This window comes from Streptomyces sp. NPDC093094 (genome assembly GCF_044754345.1).
Classification (GTDB): domain Bacteria; phylum Actinomycetota; class Actinomycetes; order Streptomycetales; family Streptomycetaceae; genus Streptomyces.
Genome location: NZ_JBIVOX010000002.1, coordinates 489,135 through 502,410 on the forward strand (window position 1 = coordinate 489,135; position 13,276 = coordinate 502,410).

12 protein-coding genes and 1 tRNA gene are annotated in these 13,276 nt (G+C 71.5%); 9 read left to right on the plus strand and 4 right to left on the minus strand.

Features of this window, described 5'->3' with window-relative positions; all coding sequences use genetic code 11:
- Position 1: 1 nt before the first annotated feature.
- Positions 2-532 (plus strand): GNAT family N-acetyltransferase, encoded by a 531-nt coding sequence (locus tag ACIQGV_RS04980; RefSeq protein ID WP_402491049.1) that lies wholly within the window; start codon positions 2-4, stop codon positions 530-532.
- Positions 529-2,298, plus strand: a complete 1,770-nt coding sequence (locus ACIQGV_RS04985; protein ID WP_402490570.1) for an IucA/IucC family protein — start codon at positions 529-531, stop codon at positions 2,296-2,298. Before ACIQGV_RS04980 ends, ACIQGV_RS04985 begins: the two co-directional genes overlap by 4 nt.
- Before the next feature lie 65 nt (positions 2,299-2,363).
- On the opposite strand, the gene ACIQGV_RS04990 is transcribed toward ACIQGV_RS04985, so the two are convergent.
- The gene (locus tag ACIQGV_RS04990) at positions 2,364-3,953 is read right to left on the minus strand and encodes a beta-N-acetylhexosaminidase (RefSeq protein WP_402490572.1); all 1,590 of its coding nucleotides are present in this window, start codon (positions 3,951-3,953) and stop codon (positions 2,364-2,366) included.
- A 93-nt stretch (positions 3,954-4,046) separates the two neighbouring features.
- On the opposite strand from ACIQGV_RS04990, the gene ACIQGV_RS04995 reads away from it, so the two are divergent.
- The 3 genes from ACIQGV_RS04995 to glmS all read left to right on the plus strand — a co-directional run bounded on the left by ACIQGV_RS04995 (position 4,047) and on the right by glmS (position 7,100).
- Positions 4,047-4,928 (plus strand): DUF4429 domain-containing protein, encoded by an 882-nt coding sequence (locus ACIQGV_RS04995; protein ID WP_402490575.1) that lies wholly within the window; start codon positions 4,047-4,049, stop codon positions 4,926-4,928.
- Positions 4,929-5,012: 84 nt separating this feature from the next.
- Positions 5,013-5,270 carry a hypothetical protein gene (locus ACIQGV_RS05000; protein ID WP_402490577.1) on the plus strand — a complete coding sequence of 86 codons (258 nt, stop codon included), beginning with the start codon at positions 5,013-5,015 and terminating at the stop codon, positions 5,268-5,270.
- Between the two features lie 12 nt (positions 5,271-5,282).
- Positions 5,283-7,100 carry a glutamine--fructose-6-phosphate transaminase (isomerizing) gene (glmS, locus tag ACIQGV_RS05005; RefSeq protein ID WP_402490579.1) on the plus strand — a complete coding sequence of 606 codons (1,818 nt, stop codon included), beginning with the start codon at positions 5,283-5,285 and terminating at the stop codon, positions 7,098-7,100.
- Between the two features lie 165 nt (positions 7,101-7,265).
- Here the strand turns inward: glmS and ACIQGV_RS05010 are convergent, their stop codons facing one another.
- Together ACIQGV_RS05010 and ACIQGV_RS05015 are read right to left on the minus strand one after the other, a co-directional pair.
- Positions 7,266-7,823, minus strand: coding sequence for a GPR1/FUN34/YaaH family transporter (locus ACIQGV_RS05010; protein WP_402490582.1), 558 nt, complete (start codon positions 7,821-7,823; stop codon positions 7,266-7,268).
- 150 nt (positions 7,824-7,973) lie between these two features.
- On the minus strand, positions 7,974-8,501 hold the full coding sequence (locus tag ACIQGV_RS05015; protein WP_402490585.1) for a universal stress protein: 528 nt from the start codon (positions 8,499-8,501) through the stop codon (positions 7,974-7,976).
- A 368-nt stretch (positions 8,502-8,869) separates the two neighbouring features.
- Between ACIQGV_RS05015 and ACIQGV_RS05020 the strand changes: the two genes are divergently transcribed.
- The 4 genes from ACIQGV_RS05020 (at position 8,870) to ACIQGV_RS05035 (ending at position 11,711) form a co-directional block, all read left to right on the plus strand.
- Positions 8,870-9,199 carry a hypothetical protein gene (locus ACIQGV_RS05020; protein ID WP_402490586.1) on the plus strand — a complete coding sequence of 110 codons (330 nt, stop codon included), beginning with the start codon at positions 8,870-8,872 and terminating at the stop codon, positions 9,197-9,199.
- 380 nt (positions 9,200-9,579) lie between these two features.
- A complete protein-coding gene (locus ACIQGV_RS05025; protein ID WP_402490589.1) occupies positions 9,580-10,797 on the plus strand; it encodes a helix-turn-helix domain-containing protein in 1,218 nt (405 codons plus the stop codon).
- A gap of 120 nt (positions 10,798-10,917) precedes the next feature.
- A complete protein-coding gene (gene orn / locus ACIQGV_RS05030) occupies positions 10,918-11,520 on the plus strand; it encodes an oligoribonuclease (RefSeq protein ID WP_402490592.1) in 603 nt (200 codons plus the stop codon).
- A gap of 118 nt (positions 11,521-11,638) precedes the next feature.
- Positions 11,639-11,711 (plus strand) — tRNA-His (locus ACIQGV_RS05035).
- Positions 11,712-11,811: 100 nt separating this feature from the next.
- On the opposite strand, the gene ACIQGV_RS05040 is transcribed toward ACIQGV_RS05035, so the two are convergent.
- Entirely contained in the window at positions 11,812-12,867 is a 1,056-nt protein-coding gene (locus ACIQGV_RS05040; RefSeq protein ID WP_402490594.1) for a LacI family DNA-binding transcriptional regulator, read from the minus strand.
- Positions 12,868-13,276 lie beyond the last annotated feature (409 nt).

Here is a 13,276-nt window from a genome sequence, read left to right on the forward strand (position 1 = left end):
CATGACCTTCACGTTCCGCCCCCTCGACCCCCTGCGGGACGCCGAGCTGCTGCACGCCTGGGTCACCCACCCCAAGGCCGCGTTCTGGATGATGCAGGACGCCCGCCTGGAGGACGTCGAGCGTGCCTACATGGAGATCGCGGCGGACAAGCACCACCACGCCCTGCTCGGGCTCCGCGACGGCGTGCCCGCCTTCCTGATGGAGTACTACGACCCCCGCCACCGCGAGCTGACCGGGCTGTACGAGCCGCGGCCCGGCGACATCGGCATGCACTTCCTGACCCCGCCGACGGACACGCCCGTGCGCGGGTTCACCCGGGCCGTGATCACCGCGGTGATGGCCCGTCTCTTCGAGGACCCGGCCGTCGAGCGCGTGGTCGTCGAGCCGGACGTGGACAACAAGGCGGTGCACACGCTCAACGAGGCCGTCGGGTTCCTGCCCGAGCGGGAGATCGACAAGCCGGAGAAGCGGGCCCTGCTGAGCTTCTGCACCCGTGAGCAGTTCCTCGCCGCGACGGCGGTGGCCGCATGAGCCCCGCCGACGCCGTCGCCCACCTCACCCCCGAGCGCTGGGACCTCGCCAACCGGCTGCTGATCCGCAAGGCGCTCGCCGAGTTCGCCCACGAGCGGCTGCTCATGCCCGAGCAGGACGGGGACACGTACACCGTCCGCAGCGACGACGGGCTGACGGGCTACCGCTTCGCCGCCGTCCGCCGTGCCCTGGACCACTGGCAGGTGGAGGCCGGCTCGATCACCCGGCACCGCGACGGGGCGGAACTCCCCCTCGCGGCCCTGGACTTCTTCATCGAGTTCAAGGACTCCCTGGGTCTGAGCGACGAGATCCTGCCGGTCTACCTGGAGGAGATCTCCTCCACCCTCTCCGGCACCTGCTACAAGCTCACCAAGCCGCAGATCCCGGTCGCCGACCTCGTGGACAGCGGGTTCCAGGCCATCGAGACGGGGATGACCGAGGGCCACCCCTGCTTCGTCGCCAACAACGGCCGGCTCGGCTTCGGCGTCCACGAGTACCTGGCGTACGCGCCGGAGACCGCGAGCCCGGTCCGTCTGGTGTGGCTGGCCGCCCACCGCTCACGGGCCGCGTTCACGGCCGGCGTCGGCATCGCGTACGAGACCTTCGTCCGGCAGGAACTGGGCGAGGCCACGGTCGAGCGGTTCGGCCGGCAGCTGTCGGACCAGGGCCTGGACCCGGCCGACTACCTGCTCATCCCCGTCCACCCCTGGCAGTGGTGGAACAAGCTGTCCGTCACCTTCGCCGCCGAGGTCGCCCGCCGCCATCTGGTGTGCCTGGGCGAGGGCGAGGACGAGTACCTGGCCCAGCAGTCCATCCGGACCTTCTTCAACTCCTCGCAGCCCGAGAAGCACTATGTGAAGACGGCCCTGTCCGTCATCAACATGGGCTTCATGCGCGGGCTGTCGGCCGCCTACATGGAGGCCACCCCGGCCATCAACGACTGGCTGGCCCAGCTGATCGAGAGCGACCCGGTGCTGAGGTCCACGGGCCTGTCGATCATCCGTGAGCGGGCGGCCGTCGGCTACCGGCACCTGGAGTACGAGCGGGCGACCGACCGCTACTCGCCGTACCGCAAGATGCTGGCCGCGCTGTGGCGGGAGAGCCCCGTGGCCTCCCTCCAGGACGGCGAGTCCCTCGCCACGATGGCCGCGCTGCTGCACGTCGACCACGAGGGCCGCGGCTTCGCGGCCGCGCTGATCGAGCGCTCGGGGCTGACGGCCGAGGACTGGCTGCGCGGCTATCTGCGGGCGTACTACGTGCCGCTGCTGCACAGCTTCTACGCCTACGACCTGGCGTACATGCCGCACGGCGAGAACACGATCCTGGTCCTGAGGGACGGCGCCGTGCAGCGCGCGGTCTACAAGGACATCGCCGAGGAGATCGTGGTCATGGACCCGGACGCGGTGCTGCCGCCCGAGGTCGCCCGGATCCGGGTGGAGGTCCCGGACGACCAGAAGCTGCTGTCGGTGTTCACGGACGTCTTCGACTGCTTCTTCCGCTTCCTCGCCGCGAACCTCGCCGACGAGGGGGCCGTCGACGAGGACGTCTTCTGGCGCACGGTCGCCGGGGTCACCCGCGAGTACCAGGAGGCGAACCCCGGACTGGCCGACAAGTTCCGCCAGTACGACATGTTCGCCCCCGAGTTCACCCTGTCCTGCCTCAACCGCCTCCAGCTGCGCGACAACCGGCAGATGGTGGACCTGGCGGACCCGTCGGCCGCGCTCCAGCTGGTCGGCACGCTGCGGAACCCCCTCGCCGGGTTCTGACGGGCTCCCCTCACGCGCGGGCGCCCCGGAGACGGTCCTCCGGGGCGCCCGCCGGATTCATCCGGTCACCGGGCCGGCCACGGCACCTGCGGGGCCCGGTGGTAGCCGATGCCGAGGGCGTCCCAGCGCGGGGCCTGCGCCGCGAGCCGCACCCGGTAGCCGTCCCAGTCGTGGGTGGCGGCCGGCGACCAGCCCAGCTCGGCGACGCCGGGCAGCCGCGGGAACGCCATGTACTCGATGTGCGCGGACGTCAGCAGGGTCTCCGACCACAGCGGCGCCTCCACGCCCTTGACCACCGAGGCGGGCACGCCCGGCAGATAGGCGCCCGGGTCCCAGTCGTAGGAGCGCCGGACGTCGACGTAGCCCGCCCAGGACAGCCCGAGCGGGGTGGACGCGTCGTACTTCATGTCGAGGTAGACCCGGTCGGCCGGGGAGAGGACCAGCCCGGTGCCGGCGCGCGCGGCCGCGGCCACCCGCTCCTTCTCCGCGGCGCCCGTGCCGTCCAGCCCCCAGTACTGGGCGAGGGCGCCCGGCGCCGGAGTCGCCCCGGTCAGCTGGTGCCAGCCGACCACGCTCTTGCCGTACTTCGCGACGACCGGCTGCACCCGCTCCATGAACCGCACATAGTCCGCGTGGCTCGTGGAGTGCGCCTCGTCGCCGCCTATGTGGAGGTACCGGCCCGGGGTGAGGGCGGCCAGCTCGCGCACGACGTCGTCCACGAAGTCGTAGGTGATGTCCTTGCCCGCGCACAGCGAGCTGAAGCCGACCTCGATGCCGGTGTACAGCGGGGGCGCGACGCCGTCGCAGTTCAGCTCGGCGTAGGAGGCGAGGGCGGCGTTGGTGTGGCCGGGCATGTCGATCTCGGGGACGACCTCCAGATGGCGGGAGGCGGCGTACCGGACGATCCGCCGGTAGTCGGCCTTGGTGTAGAAGCCGCCGGGGCCGCCGCCGACCTGGGTCGAGCCGCCGTAGGGGGCCAGGCGCGGCCAGGAGTCGATCGCGATGCGCCAGCCCTGGTCGTCGCTGAGGTGCAGATGCAGCTTGTTGATCTTGTAGAGGGCCAGCTGGTCGATGTACCGCTCGACCTGGGCGACGGTGAAGAAGTGCCGGGAGACGTCCAGCATGGCGCCGCGCCAGGCATAGCGCGGGGCATCGGTGACGGTGCCGCCCGCGACCGTCCAGGGGCCGGGCTGCCGGGAGTCCCTCTCGACCGCGGCGGGCAGCAGCTGACGCAGGGTCTGGACACCGTGGAACAGACCGGCCGGGGTGCCCGCGCTGATGGTGAGCCGCTTCGGTCCGCTGTCGAGCCGGTAGCCCTCGGCGGGGAAGGCTCCCTTCACGATCCGCAGCCGGATGTCGCCCCCGCCGCCGGTCACGACCGGCAGCCGATAGCCGGTGGAGGGCCGCAGGAGGCCCGCGAGGTACTCGCCGGCCTCGCGCGCCCCGCGGGAGTCCGTCACCCGGATCCGTGAGCGGTCGGTGAGGCGGTACGGCGCTCCGCCCGGCTCCACCGAGACCGGCGCCGGGATCACCTGGTCGAGCGGGGTGGGGGCGGCGGTGCGCCCGGCGGGCGCCGCCCCGGTGGCGGACGTGCCCGCCACGGCGGCGAGCAGCAGGGCCCCGAGCAGGCGCAGTGTTCTGTGGTGCTGTCTCACGAACGATTCCTCCGTACCCACGAAAGGTCTCTCCGTCGAGCTCCGACAGGTACGGACCAACTCTCTCGCGAGACGGGTGGAACAATCCCCCGCATGGCGGAAATCATCCAGAGGGACGGGACGTGGATCTTCGACGGCGACGTGCTGCGCCTGACGCCCGGACGGGACAAGGGTGTCGGCCTGCTGCGCCGGGAACTGGGTGAACTCGTCGTCCCGCTGCACGCGTTGGCGGGGATCTCGTTCGAACAGGGCAGGAGGAACGGGCGGTTGAGGCTGCGGCTGCGGGAGGGCGCCGACCCGCTGCTCCAGGCGACGGGCGGCCGGCTCACCGAGTCCCACGACCCGTACCAGCTGCTCGTCGAGTCCGACCGCTACGGCGTCGCCGAGTACGTCACGGACGAGGTGCGCAACGCGCTGCTGCTGGACGAGGTGCCGTCCGCGCCGGTGGACCGCTATCTGCTGCCGGGGCCGGCCGTCCCGCTGTCGGCGTCCGCCGGGGACGGCACGGCCGCCTTCGACGGCGAGCACGTGCGCCTGGAGTGGAACTGGAAGACGGAGGACGCCAAGGCGTCCTCCGGCACCCGGACGATCCCGGTCTCCGACATCGCGGCGGTGGAGTGGCAGCCGGCCGTCGGCCTGGAGAACGGCCATCTGCGCTTCGCCCTGCGCCACTCCCCCACCAAGGCCCCGCCGAAGTACGACCCGAACGCGGTCGAGCTGTGGGGCTTCAGGAAGGACCCGCTGATGGCGCTGGTGGCGGCCGCCGTACAGGCCCGTCTGCCGCACCCGGCCGCACCCGTGGACGATCCGCCGTCCGCGCCGCCGGAGTCCCGCGCGGCGCTCCCGGCCGCCGCCGAGGACGATCACGACGCCCTGCTGCGGCGGCTGCGCGAGCTGGGCGAGCTGCGTCGCGACGGGGTGCTGACGGACGAGGAGTTCTCCCTGGCGAAGCAGGCGATCCTGAAGCGAATGTGACAAAAAAGGTCACCCGTCGCGCCTGCCTGCCCGAAATCGGGCAAGATTGTTGCGTAAGGCGTTCCCCTCATCCAGGATCTACGGGTGCACGACGAACTGGTCGATCATCTGACGCGCTCCACCCCCCTCAACCGGGGCGAGGCGCTGCGGGTGATCCAGGACGTACTCGCCTACTTCGACGAGACGACCGCGGAGTTCGTCCGACGCCGCCACCGCGAGCTCCAGGCCCAGGGCCTGCTGAACGCGGAGATCTTCGAACGGATCGAGGCGGACCTGAAGTACAGGGCGGTGGCACCGCCGGAGCTCACGCTCCGGCAGCTCCGCCGGATCGTCTACGGCTAGGAATACCTCTGTATGTGCGGAATCGTCGGATACATCGGCAAGCGTGACGTCGCCCCCCTCCTCCTGGAGGGTCTGCAGCGCCTGGAGTACCGCGGCTACGACTCGGCGGGCATCGTCGTGTCCTCCCCGAGGTCGGCCGGCCTGAAGATGGTCAAGGCCAAGGGCCGGGTGCGCGACCTGGAGGCCAAGGTCCCGGCGCGCTTCAAGGGCACGACCGGTATCGCCCACACCCGCTGGGCCACCCACGGCGCCCCGTCCGACGAGAACGCCCACCCGCACCTGGACGCCGAGGGCAAGGTCGCCGTCGTCCACAACGGCATCATCGACAACGCCTCCGACCTGCGCCGCAAGCTGGAGGCGGACGGCGTCGAGTTCCTCTCCGAGACCGACACCGAGGTGCTGGTCCACCTCATCTCCCGCGCGCAGGGCGAGAAGCTGGAGGACAAGGTCCGCGAGACCCTCCGGGTCATCGAGGGCACCTACGGCATCGCCGTGATGCACGCCGACTTCCCGGACCGCATCGTCGTCGCCCGCAACGGCTCGCCGGTCGTCCTCGGCATCGGCGAGAAGGAGATGTTCGTCGCCTCGGACATCGCCGCCCTGGTCGCCCACACCCGCCAGATCGTCACCCTCGACGACGGCGAGATGGCCACGCTGAAGGCCGACGACTTCCGCACCTACACCACCGAGGGCACCCGGACCACGTCCGAGCCCACCACCGTGGAGTGGGAGGCCGCCTCCTACGACATGGGCGGCCACGACACGTACATGCACAAGGAGATCCACGAGCAGGCCGAGGCGGTGGACCGCGTGCTGCGCGGCCGCATCGACGACCGCTTCTCCACCGTGCACCTCGGCGGCCTGAACCTGGACGCCCGGGAGGCCCGCCGCATCCGCCGTGTGAAGATCCTCGGCTGCGGCACCTCGTACCACGCGGGCATGATCGGCGCCCAGATGATCGAGGAGCTGGCCCGCATCCCCGCCGACGCCGAGCCGGCCTCGGAGTTCCGCTACCGCAACGCGGTCGTGGACCCCGACACCCTGTACATCGCCGTGTCGCAGTCCGGTGAGACGTACGACGTGCTGGCGGCCGTGCAGGAGCTGAAGCGCAAGGGCGCCCGCGTCCTCGGCATCGTCAACGTCGTCGGTTCGGCGATCGCCCGCGAGGCCGACGGCGGCATCTACGTGCACGCCGGCCCCGAGGTCTGCGTCGTGTCGACCAAGTGCTTCACCAACACCTGCGTGTCCTTCGCGCTGCTGGCCCTGCACCTCGGCCGCACCCGTGACCTGTCCGTCCGGGACGGCAAGCGGATCATCGAGGGCCTGCGCAAGCTGCCCGCCCAGATCGCCGAGATCCTGGAGCAGGAGGCGGAGATCGAGCAGCTGGCCAAGGCGTACGCCGACGCCCGCTCGATGCTCTTCATCGGCCGCGTCCGGGGCTACCCGGTCGCCCGCGAGGCGTCCCTGAAGCTCAAGGAGGTCTCCTACATCCACGCCGAGGCGTACCCCGCCTCCGAGCTCAAGCACGGCCCGCTCGCCCTCATCGAGCCCGCCCTCCCGACGGTCGCCATCGTCCCCGACGACGACCTGCTGGAGAAGAACCGGGCCGCGATGGAGGAGATCAAGGCCCGCAGCGGCAAGATCATGGCGGTCGCCCACCAGGAGCAGGAGAAGGCCGACCAGACGATCCTCGTGCCCAAGAACGAGGACGAGCTGGACCCGATCCTCATGGGCATCCCGCTCCAGCTCCTCGCGTACCACACGGCCCTGGCCCTCGGCCGGGACATCGACAAGCCGCGCAACCTGGCCAAGTCGGTCACCGTGGAGTAGGGAACCCCGCTGCCGGACAGGCCCCAGGGGCGCGGGGAACCGCGCGACGAGCCATGACGCTCCGGCACGGACAGGACGGACAGAACGGCCCCCCACGTACGCCACCGATACGTGGGGGGCCGTCTCCACAGGGGCCGGGGCGAGCGCCGCGGCCCCGCGCTGACCTCAGCCGGCGGCCGTCACACCCCGGCCCGCAGCGCGCCCGGGAAGCGCGGTCGGCCAGTGCGCGAGAGCCGCCGTCGCCGCGTACCACGCCACCGCGCCCGCCGCGACGGCGAACCAGCCGCCCGCCTCGGCGAGCCTCTCGCTGTCGGCGAGGACGCCGACGGCCGTCAGCACCAGCCCGACCAGGAACAGCCCGTACGTGCCCTGCGAGAGCCGGTCCCCGCCGGCGACCGCGAGCGAGAGCACCACGAGGGCGAACAGCAGATAGAACAGCCCCGCCGCGTTCGCGGAACCCGCTTCGGTGACGGCCCAGGTGAACCACAGCGCACCGAGGACCGAGAAGGCCGTGCCGGTGCCGGTGTCCCGGTCCCGGAAGGCGAACAGGCCGGCGACGAACAGCGCGACGCCGCCGACGTAGTGGGCGATGGATACGGCGTCGGCCGCCGTCACGTCGTCGATCACACCGGTGGATCCCAGCCCGAAGGCCAGGAGGGTCGTCCCCAGGGCGAGTCGGCCGGCGGCGGTGGTGGTGCCTCCCGCAGAGACGTCGTTGTCCACGGCGGGCTCCCTTCATGCATGTGCAGTTGTACGGTGACCGATATATGCCCTTCACAAGGGCACAAACACCTCTGCGCGCGAATTGACCCGCACGCTGCACAAAGGGAGTTGAGCCGGCGTACGCCGCATCTCACCTGGGACGGAAGTGAGTTACGGGATGACGATGACCGGCCGCTTGGCCCGCTTGGCGAGCCGTCCGGCGACGGAGCCGAAAATACGCCCCACGATGCCGTGGGTGGAGCCGACGACGATCGCGTCGGCCTCGTACTCCCGGCCGACCTCTTCGAGTTCGTGGCAGATGTCACCACCGCGCTCGACGAGGATCCACGGCACCTCGGCGAGGTATTCGGCGCAGGCGAGCTCCAGGCCGAGCACCTCGGTGCGGTGGTCCGGCACGTCCACGAAGACGGGGGGCTCGCAGCCCGCCCACACCGTGGTCGGCAGCCGGTTGGCGACATGGACGATGATCAGGCCCGAACCGGAGCGGTGGGCCATGCCGATGGCGTACGCGAGGGCACGCTCACTGGAGGTCGAGCCGTCGAAGCCGACGACCACGCCGTGCTTGAAGGCGGGGTCGCAGGGATGGCGTGACTCTTCCGCCGCCAGGGGCTCGGCCGCCGTGGGATCGGCGACGGGCCGCTTGCGGTCCGCGGGTTCGAAGAATTCGTGACCGGCCATGGCTGTCTCGGCGTCGTGATCCTTGTGTGGGTGGGGACGAAGTGTGCGGCGGAGCTGTGTCCGGGAAACATCTTCCCGACCCCATACCCCCAAGGGTACGGCGGCACGCCTCCTTAGCCCAGATCCCGTGCGAACCGCACGGGGTTCCAGGGAGCATGCACGAGGGGGCGCCCGTAACGCAACGGTTGCTGGCCTGTACAGGTGCTTCGGTCAGGATTCAAGTAATTTTCGTGCGGGCGGCCGACGGGCGGCCGGGCGGACGGCGTGCGGCCGACCGGTCCCCCGCACGGCGGGACAGGCAGTGACCCACCGGCCGGACGGGCGTTGACCGGGGTGATCCACCGCACAGGGAGCACAGGGAGCACCCGATGCACTCGTCCCGCACACCCCCACCCGGCGCGGCCCAGGAGTCCTCGACCGCCGTGGTCCGCTGGGCGGCCTTCAGCTGCGTCCTCGTCCCGGTGGTCCTCGTCGGGTACGGCACCTCGCTCGCGGGGGCCGCCGGCGCCGCCTCCGGTCTCGCGGCGGTCACCGCCGCGTGCCGGGTCCTGCTGCGCCGTTCCGAGCGCCGGGCCGGGGAACGGACGGGCCGCCCGGAGCCGGGCGAGGCGCCGCGACAGCACGGTGGGCACTCGCCCGGTGGCACGGTGTCACATCGCCAGGGCCGCCGGGCGGGCGAGAATTCACCGGTTGACTGACCGGTTTTCGCACCCCCGCCCACCTCTTTTCAGCCAACTTCCCAAAGCCGTCCAACCCCCTGTCCGAACACCCCCCAACCACCGTTCGACCTGCACGGAAAGGGTCTCCGGTGCCTCGCGCACCCTACGTGGATTGGCCACCGCGACGAGGCGCACTTCCCTACGCGGCCCGCGAGTGCAACCCTTCGTGATCGAATGCTTTACGCCAAGTTGCCATGTCGACAATGTGCCGGGTGCCGAGACTGGTCACCGAGGTACGGCGTGACGCAGTAGATTCGATCTTGATTTGTCTTACGGCGGGGGACTCGTGCAGGACCGAGGGGAAACGTGCAGGAGCGACACAACCGAGGAGCCGCGACCACCGAGGGGGGCTTAGCAGTATGAGCCACGACTCCACTGCCACCGCGGACGCCGCAGCCCGGAAACTGTCCGGGCGACGCCGCAAGGAGATCGTCGCGGTGCTGCTGTTCAGCGGCGGCCCCATCTTCGAGAGTTCCATCCCGCTGTCGGTGTTCGGCATCGACCGCCAGGACGCCGGCGTACCGCGCTACCGGCTGCTGGTCTGCGCGGGAGAGGACGGCCCGCTGCGGACCACAGGGGGCCTGGAACTCACCGCGCCGCACGGCTTGGAGGCGATCTCGCGGGCAGGCACCGTCGTCGTGCCCGCCTGGCGGTCGATCACCTCCCCGCCGCCGGCGGAGGCGCTCGACGCGCTGCGCCGGGCGCACGAAGAAGGGGCCCGCATCGTAGGACTGTGCACCGGGGCGTTCGTGCTCGCGGCGGCCGGCCTGCTGGACGGCCGGCCCGCGACCACCCACTGGATGTACGCGCCGACGCTGGCCAAGCGCTATCCGTCGGTGCATGTCGATCCCAGAGAACTGTTCGTCGACGACGGCGACGTGCTGACGTCGGCGGGCACGGCGGCCGGGATCGACCTCTGTCTCCACATCGTGCGCACGGACCACGGCAACGAGGCGGCGGGCGCGCTGGCCCGCCGGCTGGTGGTCCCGCCGCGCCGCAGCGGCGGCCAGGAGCGCTATCTCGACAGGTCTTTACCCGAAGAGATCGGCGCCGACCCGCTGGCCGAGGTCGTCGCCTGGGCGCTGGAGCATCTCCACGAGCAGTTCGACGTGGAGACGCTGGCGGCACGCGCCTACATGAGCCGCCGCACCTTCGACCGCCGCTTCCGCTCGCTGACGGGTTCGGCCCCGCTGCAGTGGCTGATCACCCAGCGGGTGCTCCAGGCGCAGCGGCTGCTGGAGACGTCGGACTATTCGGTGGACGAGGTGGCGGGCCGCTGCGGCTTCCGCTCCCCCGTCGCGCTGCGCGGGCACTTCCGCCGCCAGCTCGGCTCGTCCCCGGCCGCGTACCGGGCGGCGTACCGGGCGCGCAGACCGCAGAGCGAGCGCACGGAACCCGCCGAGGTCGCGCCGGTCACGGCCGCCGCCCTGTCGGGTCCGTCCACGCAGCTCGTCCCGCCGCCGGGACCGCCGCCGGGCCTCCACCCGGACAGTCCCGTCCCGATCCAGTCCCGTCGCGCGGCGCACGCGGGAGCGGTCCCGCTGGCCAGCCTGCCGGGGCAGCGCACCGGTATGTGACACGGATCCGCCGCCACGGCCCGGCGCCCCCGGACACCCCGGGGGCGCCGGGCCGTACGCGTCGCCGGGGGTGCCGCGGCCACTCCTCAGGGCGCCCCGGCGCCCCGTAAGGTGAGACACATGAACGACCGTATGGTGTGGATCGACTGCGAGATGACCGGCCTCTCGCTGTCCGACGACGCGCTCATCGAGGTGGCCGCCCTCGTCACCGACTCCGAGCTGAACGTGCTGGGCGAGGGCGTGGACATCGTCATCCGTCCGCCGGACTCCGCGCTGGAGACGATGCCGGAGGTGGTGCGCCAGATGCACACCGCGTCCGGGCTGCTCGCCCAGCTGGCGGACGGCACGACGCTCCGGGACGCCGAGGAGCAGGTCCTGGCGTATGTGCGGGAGCACGTGAAGGAGCCGGGCAAGGCCCCGCTGTGCGGCAACTCGGTCGGCACGGACCGCGGCTTCCTGCTGCGTGACATGCCGACGCTGGAGGACTACCTCCACTACCGCATCGTCGACGTCTCCTCCATCAAGGAGCTGGCCCGGCGCTGGTACCCGCGGGCCTACTTCAACAGCCCGGAGAAGAACGGCAACCACCGCGCCCTAGCCGACATCCGCGAGTCGATCGCGGAGCTGCGCTACTACCGCGAGGCGGTCTTTGTGCCGCAGCCCGGCCCGGACTCCGACACCGCGAAGTCCATCGCCGCCAAGCACGTGCTGCCCGCGCAGTAGAGGCCGCCGGGAGGCCCCTCACGGGGCCCCGCGAAAAGGCGTGCGCGAGCACCCCTTCGGACCCTGTACACTTTTTCTCGGCCGGTCGGGGAAGAAACTGATCCAACCGCCGGTCATGGTGGGTGTAGCTCAGCTGGTAGAGCACCTGGTTGTGGTCCAGGATGCCGCGGGTTCGAGTCCCGTCACTCACCCTGATCAGTCAGGCGGTGACCTCGCAGGAGGTCACCGCCTGAACTGTTTTCCGGGCGCCCTCACGCCCCGGAGGGCGGGGCGTGAGGCACGCCACATCCCTCAGGACGACGCCCGCTCCACGAGTTCCGCCGGCAGGACCACCTGACGGCGCTCCAGTCCCCGCGACGCGGCCGGGCGCCGGTCGGCGATCTCCGTGAGCAGGAGGTCGATCATCCGGCGGCCCATCTCCTCGATGGGCTGGCGGACGCTGGTGAGGGGCGGCTCCATGTGGCGGGCTATGGCCGAGTCGTCGTAGCCGATGAGCGCCACGTCCTGCGGGATACGGCGGCCGGCCGCGCGCAGTGCCTGGCGGGCGCCCGCCGCCGCCACGTCGGACGCGGCGAACACCGCGTCCACGTCGGGGCAGCGCTCCAGCAGGGCGGTCATCGCCCGCACGCCGTCCTCCTCGGTGAAGTCGCTGGGCTCCACGAGCCGTTCGTCCACCTCGTGGCCCGCGTCGGCCAGCGCGTCCCGGTAGCCGACCGCACGCCGCTGGGCGCCGTAGACGTCCAGACGGCCGGTGATGTGCGCGATCCGGCGCCGGCCCCGGGAGAGCAGGTGCTCCACCGCCGAGCGGGCGCCGCCGTAGTTGTCGGAGTCGACCGAGGGCAGCGTCTCCGCCTCGGACCTCGGACCGCTGATCACCGCCGGGATCTCCAGCTGGGCCAGCAGATCGGGCAGCGGGTCGTCGGCGTGCACCGACACCAGCAGGACCCCGTCCACGCGGTGCGCGGCCAGGTACTGGGCGAGCCTGCGCCGCTCCCGGTCGCTGCCCGCGAAGATCAGCAGCAGCTGCATCTCCGTGTCGGACAGCTCCGCGCCCACGCCCTTGAGCATGTCGGAGAAGTAGGGCTCGGCGAAGAACCGGGTCTCCGGCTCGGGCACGACGAGCGCGATGGCGTCGGTGCGGTTGGCCGCGAGGGCGCGGGCCGCCGTGTTCGGGACGTACCCGAGCTCCGCGACCGCGGCCTCCACCGCCGCCCGGGTCGCGTCACTGACCCGGGGGGAGCCGTTGATCACCCGGGAGACCGTGCCGCGGCCCACGCCCGCCCGCGCGGCGACCTCTTCGAGGGTCGGCCTGCCGCCGCTGCGGCCTCGTGCTCCGTGGCTTGCCATGCGATCAGCCCTCCGTCACATCACGTCGGCCAGGAATCTAACAGCCCGGCCGGACAGGGCCTTCTCCCAGCATTCCGCTTCCGGCCCCCGAGCGGGCGGAGGGCTGGGTTCCGGTACCGGTCCGCGGGCCGGTTATCGTCCTCCACGAGGCCACACCCGGGCGGCTGACCGTCGCACGGACCGCCGGATCCCGGCACATCGGCCGCCGTGTCCCGGCCCACCGGCCGCGGATTCCGGTCGCAGGGACCGCGGATTCCGGTCACGTCCGGACACCGCGGCCCGGCCCCCGGGCCGGACCTCACCCCCGCCCCCCGTTCCAGTTAACAGCCCGATAACCGAACGCATCTGACCCTGCCCACCGTCTTGACACCCTCGCCCGTAGCCACGAACCTTCAACACATCACCGGTG

Excerpts from the sequence above, each read along its gene's own strand:
- ACIQGV_RS05015 (WP_402490585.1), bottom strand. The coding sequence starts at position 8,501 with ATGGCCGGTCACGAATTCTTCGAACCCGCGGACCGCAAGCGGCCCGTC.
- orn (WP_402490592.1), top strand. The coding sequence starts at position 10,918 with ATGAACGACCGTATGGTGTGGATCGACTGCGAGATGACCGGCCTCTCG.
- ACIQGV_RS05040 (WP_402490594.1), bottom strand. The coding sequence starts at position 12,867 with ATGGCAAGCCACGGAGCACGAGGCCGCAGCGGCGGCAGGCCGACCCTC.
- ACIQGV_RS04995 (WP_402490575.1), top strand. The coding sequence starts at position 4,047 with ATGGCGGAAATCATCCAGAGGGACGGGACGTGGATCTTCGACGGCGAC.
- glmS (WP_402490579.1), top strand. The coding sequence starts at position 5,283 with ATGTGCGGAATCGTCGGATACATCGGCAAGCGTGACGTCGCCCCCCTC.
- ACIQGV_RS04980 (WP_402491049.1), top strand. The coding sequence starts at position 2 with ATGACCTTCACGTTCCGCCCCCTCGACCCCCTGCGGGACGCCGAGCTG.
- ACIQGV_RS04985 (WP_402490570.1), top strand. The coding sequence starts at position 529 with ATGAGCCCCGCCGACGCCGTCGCCCACCTCACCCCCGAGCGCTGGGAC.
- ACIQGV_RS05025 (WP_402490589.1), top strand. The coding sequence starts at position 9,580 with ATGAGCCACGACTCCACTGCCACCGCGGACGCCGCAGCCCGGAAACTG.
- ACIQGV_RS05020 (WP_402490586.1), top strand. The coding sequence starts at position 8,870 with ATGCACTCGTCCCGCACACCCCCACCCGGCGCGGCCCAGGAGTCCTCG.